The sequence below is a fragment of the Neobacillus cucumis genome (assembly GCF_016908975.1).
GTDB classification, from domain to species: domain Bacteria; phylum Bacillota; class Bacilli; order Bacillales; family Cytobacillaceae; genus Neobacillus; species Neobacillus cucumis.
On record NZ_JAFBEX010000005.1, the window covers coordinates 294,497 to 300,575 of the forward strand.

Sequence of the window (6,079 nt, forward strand, 5' to 3'; positions counted from 1 at the left end):
TTGAAAAAATGGTAAGGGAGGTATTTAGATGTCGCATGTAAAAAAGGTTTTGATTGTAGGTGGGGGCATCGGGGGGCTAGCGACAGCGATTGCCTTACAAAAAGTTGGAATTGAAACGGAAATTGTGGAAAAGCAAAAGGAATGGGATATTTATGGGGTCGGCATCATTCTTCAATCAAATGCACTAAGAGCAATTGATGCCCTAGGATTAATGGAAGAGTTTTTGGCTGTGGGGACAACACACCAGGCCTTACATATAAGTGACTCGCAAGGAAATATGATTTTGGATGCACCCATCCAGCCTTCTGGGAAGTTTAATATGACCGGAGGAATCCCAAGACGAGATCTTCACCAAATTTTATATAGAGAGGCTATTCAAGGTGGCACTAAGATTCGCTTAGGTCTTTCTGTTGAAAGCATTGAAAGTGGAGACAGTTTTGTCTACACACAATTTACCGATGGCACCTCCGGGACTTATGATCTTGTAATTGGTGCTGATGGAGTGAGATCAAAGGTTCGTCATTTGGTTTTTGGTGAGATTCTACCAAACTTTGTCGGGCAAGCTGTATGGCGATACACCCTTGACCGTCCCAAGGATATCGAGAACATTACCATGTATTATGGGAGAAAAGCAAAAGCCGGCATTGTTCCAATGACGAAAGACAGCGTTTATATCTTTATCGTGACAGCAGAACCAGGAAATCCTTGGAAACAAGAGGATCAACTGCATGTTGAGATGCGGGAAGCGTTTCAAGAATTTGGAGGTTTAATAGCTGAATTAAGCAAACATATCACTGACCCAAAAGGTGTGGTCTATCGGCCGCTAGAGACCCTTATCGTCGAGAAGCCTTGGTATCGTGATAGAGTTCTTCTTATGGGGGACGCTGCACATGCAACCGTTCCACATTTGGCCCAAGGAGCCGCGATGGCAATTGAAGATGGTCTCGTGTTAGCCGAATTACTTCAGCAGGATTGCCCATTGTCAACCATCTTAAATCAATTTATGGATCGCCGCTTTGAACGCTGTAAATTTGTGGTGGACAATTCAAACACGCTGGTGAAGTGGGAACTCTTGCAGTCGGAAGGAAAACTACCAAAAGAGAATAACCCTAATGCCATTGTTGCTCAAAGTTTAATAAAAATGACAGAGGTTATCTAATAGCTTCAATCCTTAAATAATACTTAAATATTTTATTGGTTGCATTGATTAGGAGGAATAAACATGCCAAAAAGAAATCATTTTATATCTCAATTAGCTCACGTCGTCGAAATTTTTAGCCCAAAACCAGAAGAGTCTGTAAAATTTTTCAAAGGAGTTTTGGGGTTGGAAGAGTCAGGTAGGATTGGTCAATCTGTCTACTTACGGGCATGGGGGGAATTTTTTCATCACAGTTTGAAAGTAACAGAAGCAAAAACCAATGGTCTTGGACATATTGGCTGGCGTGCTGAGAGTGATGAGGATTTGCTGGATGCTGTTGAATATATCAATAGCACCGGTTCTGGTAAGGGGTGGATTGATGGAGATCTTGGCCATGGGAAGGACTTTCAGTTTTATCACCTGATGGGCATCTGGAAGAAATCTTTTGGGATGTTGAACTGGCCGAGATACCTGATCATAAGAAAAGTAAATGGAGATCCCGCCCGCAAAAGAACCCAAGCCGCGGAGCTTCTGTTAGACGTTTAGATCATGTGACCATATGGACGAGTGATGTTACCCGTCATCGAAAGCATTATCAACAATTAGGCATCAAATACAATGAAGGTATTGTCATTCCAAATGGAACTGAGGTTGGTTCCATCCTAGCCGTATCTAGTTTATCTCATGAGGTCGCACTTTTCGCTGATTTTAATAAAGAACATGGCCCACTAAACCATGTTTGCTTTGCGGTTGAAAATCCTGATCAAGTGCTTGAAACTGTTGATTACGTTGTCGATAATGGTTATCGACTAGAAATGAAACCATTTAAGCATGCCGTTGGGGAGGCGTTTACCACTTATGCAATTGAACCAGGTGGTAATCGTATTGAAATTTATGGAGGCTCTCCATTATATTTTGCCCCGGATTATGGACCAAAAATGTGGAAAGTCGAAGAAAACCCAAATGACGCCTGGGATGAAGTAAATATTTTTGAATCAGCACAATTTGATGGTATCCGAGAAAAAGCATAAAAATTGATAATGAAGTTTTGAAAAAGCTTCATGTTATAAGGGCATTTTTGATAAATGCTCTTTTTGTTATTGGAATATATTGAACAGGAAGGATCTTGATAAAATTTGGAATTAGCTAATATAAAATACGGTGCTGTTTCAGGTATTAAAGAAAATGATTATACGGTATTTAAAGGAATCCCTTATGCAAAAGCTCCTATAGGAGAACTCCGATTTCGTGCACCGGAGGAGATTAATCCATGGGATGGAGTATATCAGGCCGACACTTTTAAAAACAAATGCATCCAAAGTGAACTGCCGAAGGAAATTTCGTTTTATATTAAAGAGTTTTATTCTAATCCGGAATTTTTGACAGAAGGTAGTGAAGATGGACTCTATTTAAATATCTGGACTCCGGCAAAGGAGACTTCTGAAAAATTACCAGTTGCATTTTGGATTCATGGGGGAGGCTTTTTAGGTGGATTTGGCTCTGAAATGGAATTCGATGGAGAAGCATTTTGTAAACAGGGTGTCATTCTAGTTACGATCAATTACCGGCTCGGTTTATTTGGTTTCCTTGCGCATGAATGGTTGTGCCAGGAAAACGAAAAAGGTGTATCCGGTAACTATGGGATATTGGACCAAATCATGGCCTTGAAATGGGTCTATGAAAATATAGAAGCCTTTGGCGGAGACCCTGAAAACATTACAATTTTTGGTCAATCTGCAGGGGCAGTTAGTGTTCAAACTTTGATCTCATCACAGCTTACAGGGAACATGATTAAAAAAGCCATTATGCAAAGCGGTGGAGGCTATAAATCCCCTATCACAAGAAATACAAATTTAGAGGACGCCAAGAAAATTGGAGAAGAATTCTTAGAATTCGCCAATATAAAAAGTCTAAAAGAGTTACGAGACATAACTTCTGAGGAATTACTTGCTAGGGTTGAAAGTTATTATAGTCATAGAAGGGAAGCTGGAAAAGAAGGGCATCTCTTTTTTCCTATTAATGATGGATATGTGCTGGAAGATGGATATGATAAGTTAATAGAACAAGGAGATATAAAGGATATACCCTATATGCTGGGATGTTGCAAGGACGATATTTCGGTTACATCAGACGGTGGAGAAAGTTCGCCACTATACAAAGGATGTATTGGGTTTAGTTATAAGTTACAAGAAAATGGAAGAAACCCTGCCTTTGTTTATTATTTTACTAGAAATCTACCGGGTGATGACAGTGGTGCCTTCCATTCTGGAGAGCTTTGGTACATGTTTGGTACTTTAAAGAGAAATTGGCGTCCCAACACATCAGCAGATTATGAATTGTCTGAGCGAATGGTAACTGCTTGGACCAACTTTATGAAAAATGGCGACCCGAACTTAAATAATCAGGAATGGATTCCTTGTAGCTTCAATCATCCTTATGTAAAAAATTTTGATATTAAATAAAAAAGCTGTCTGTAATCAATGAGGTTAAAAATCATACTAAGATTTTTAATCTCTTTCTTTATTTACGAAAACAACTAAGAAGTTAGGTTAAAAATTGCTTCGCAAAATGATTAAAAAAGTGAAATTAAATAAGTGATCAGGGGGTGTATGATTAACCTAAATAAGGTTTTATTTTTAAGAATAGGAGAAAGCAGATGTCGAAGTCATTAAGAATTAAGATTAATATGCCATTGTTTATTCTAATGGTGAATATTTTTATTGCATTACTTGGGGTAGGATTAGCGATCCCTGTTCTTCCTAAATTTATCTTAGAATTTGGGGCAAGCGGTAAAGACCAAGGGTACCTTGTAGCAGCAACAGGGCTGACCCAATTTCTGTTTTCTCCACTTGGTGGGAAGCTGTCAGATAAATATGGAAGAAAAATCATTACCATTATTGGTTTAGGAATTATCATGCTGTCACAGCTAATGTTTAGTATTGCCTCTGAACTATGGGTTCTCTATCTATCTCGCTTAATTGGAGGAATTGGAATTGGCATACTAGTTCCTGCGAATATGGCATACGTTGCGGATGTCACAACCATCGAAAATCGCGGGAAGGGGATGGGGTTACTAGGTGCGGCCATTTCACTGGGCTTTGTTATTGGGCCTGGAATTGGTGGATTCTTAGCTGAATTTGGACTACGTGTACCTTTTTATGCTTCTGCCTTTGCTGCAGGTATCTCCATGATTGTTTCCTTCTTATTCTTGCCAGAAACATTGTCAAAGGAACAACAGTATGCTGCTCGAAACACGAAGCAAGAGAAAGATGGAATGGTTCATGATATTTTAAAATCTTATAAGGTGTCTTACTTTGTCTTGTTATTACTAGTTTTAACAATGACATTTGGTTTAGCGAACTTTGAAGCTATCTATGGGTTATATGTTAGCGAGAAATATGATTATACCCCTAAAGATATTTCTATCATTCTGACTGTTGGTGCCCTGGTAGGGGTTATAATCCAGGCTGTGTTAGTAGATTGGCTCCTTCGTCGTTTTGATGAGATTAAGGTTATTAATACTTGTTTTATCCTTTCAGCAGTATCAATGGTCTTTGTCCTGCTATCTGGGAATTTCCTATTTATGTTAATAATGAATGTATTTTTTTTCTTGTTTACGTCTATTCTTCGTCCAGCCATCAATACGTTATTATCGAAAATGGCGGGCAGTGAACAAGGTTTCGCTGCTGGTATGAATAATGCCTATAGCAGTTTAGGCAATATCATTGGACCATCGTTAGCGGGAATATTATATGATGTTTCCTATAATATTCCCTTTGTGTTTGGTGCATTTATTTTACTAGGAAGCATGGTTATGTCTGCAGTTTGGAATCAAAAAGCAAGAAGGAATGCTGATTTTGTCTCGATTTTACGCGGGCAGAATCAGTCTTCCTAAATATATAAATATTAAAGAGAGAAGGAGTTACGATGACATTGGAAATTGGATTAAACTTATTTTCAGTATTTAAAGAACTAAATGAAGACTATTTTGGCACCTTAGAAAAAGTGGCAGAGATGGGTTATAAAAATATAGAATTAATCACGGCTAATTTTTCAAATGGACAGCGTTACAGTGATACCTTTACTCTATCAGCTATAAAACAGAAGTTTTATGAATTGGAATTAAAGGCTTTTGCTGCCCATGAAGGTGTTCCGCCAGGTCAATCCATTATGGATAACGATTGGGATAAAATTATAGCGGAAAATGCAGAACTTGAATGTAAGTCAATTGTTTTCCCCATGGCTTTTATTTCAGGGCAAGAAGATACACTTCAAACCGCACAACATCTAAATAAAATAGGAGAAAAGTGCAAGGAAGCGGGGATGGATTTTTATTACCATAACCATGCGCATGAGTTTAAGAGAGTTGGAGATCAATCATTATTTGAACTTTTAGTAGAGAATACGAACCCAGAGTTCGTGAAGTTTGAGCTAGACCTCGTTTGGGCGATGAGAGGGGGATATGATCCTCTTTCTTTATTAGAAAAATTAGATGCTCGCTGTGATATGATTCATCAAAAGGACTTGGGTAATCACGTCAATCCAGTTAACCTTTTTCAGTCAATCAATTTGGATGATGCCGAAAATCCGATGAAAATATATACCGATTATGTAAAGCCAACTGATTTTGTTAATCTAGGCAAAGGGATTGTAAATTTCGGAGAGACCTATAAGAAGTTTAATGAATTAGGTCACATCCGTTATGCAATTGTGGAAAATGAAGGGCAGATTGGAGATAAATTCACTAGTATTGCTAGTGATTTAAACGTGATCGAACAGACAATACAGAAACTAAAGTAATAATTTCAGAGTAAAGAAAGAAGTTAAAACCCCCTTACCTTGAATCCGAGGGCACTGAAAAACTTACGTTTTTTAAACTTTTCATTTTGAGCTAATAAAAAAAGGTGACATTCCGTCTTAAATTTGATGAAATGTCACCTT

6 protein-coding genes are annotated in these 6,079 nt (G+C 38.2%); all 6 read left to right on the forward strand.

The genetic code is table 11. The annotated features are described in order from the left end of the window. Nucleotides 1–28 precede the first annotated feature (28 nt). The 6 genes from JOC76_RS09020 (at nucleotide 29) to JOC76_RS09045 (ending at nucleotide 5,938) form a co-directional block, all read left to right on the forward strand. Nucleotides 29–1,159 carry an FAD-dependent monooxygenase gene (locus JOC76_RS09020; protein WP_205177263.1) on the forward strand — a complete coding sequence of 377 codons (1,131 nt, stop codon included), beginning with the start codon at nucleotides 29–31 and terminating at the stop codon, nucleotides 1,157–1,159. Between the two features lie 63 nt (nucleotides 1,160–1,222). Further along, complete coding sequence (locus JOC76_RS09025; RefSeq protein ID WP_205177264.1) at nucleotides 1,223–1,684, forward strand: VOC family protein; 462 nt, start codon at nucleotides 1,223–1,225, stop codon at nucleotides 1,682–1,684. Nucleotides 1,685–1,689: 5 nt separating this feature from the next. Then, entirely contained in the window at nucleotides 1,690–2,169 is a 480-nt protein-coding gene (locus JOC76_RS09030) for a VOC family protein (protein WP_205177265.1), read from the forward strand. A gap of 105 nt (nucleotides 2,170–2,274) precedes the next feature. Beyond that, nucleotides 2,275–3,600, forward strand: coding sequence for a carboxylesterase/lipase family protein (locus JOC76_RS09035; protein WP_205177266.1), 1,326 nt, complete (start codon nucleotides 2,275–2,277; stop codon nucleotides 3,598–3,600). A 194-nt stretch (nucleotides 3,601–3,794) separates the two neighbouring features. Next, nucleotides 3,795–5,033 carry an MFS transporter gene (locus JOC76_RS09040; RefSeq protein WP_205177267.1) on the forward strand — a complete coding sequence of 413 codons (1,239 nt, stop codon included), beginning with the start codon at nucleotides 3,795–3,797 and terminating at the stop codon, nucleotides 5,031–5,033. Between the two features lie 32 nt (nucleotides 5,034–5,065). Beyond that, entirely contained in the window at nucleotides 5,066–5,938 is an 873-nt protein-coding gene (locus tag JOC76_RS09045) for a sugar phosphate isomerase/epimerase family protein (protein ID WP_205177268.1), read from the forward strand. Nucleotides 5,939–6,079 lie beyond the last annotated feature (141 nt).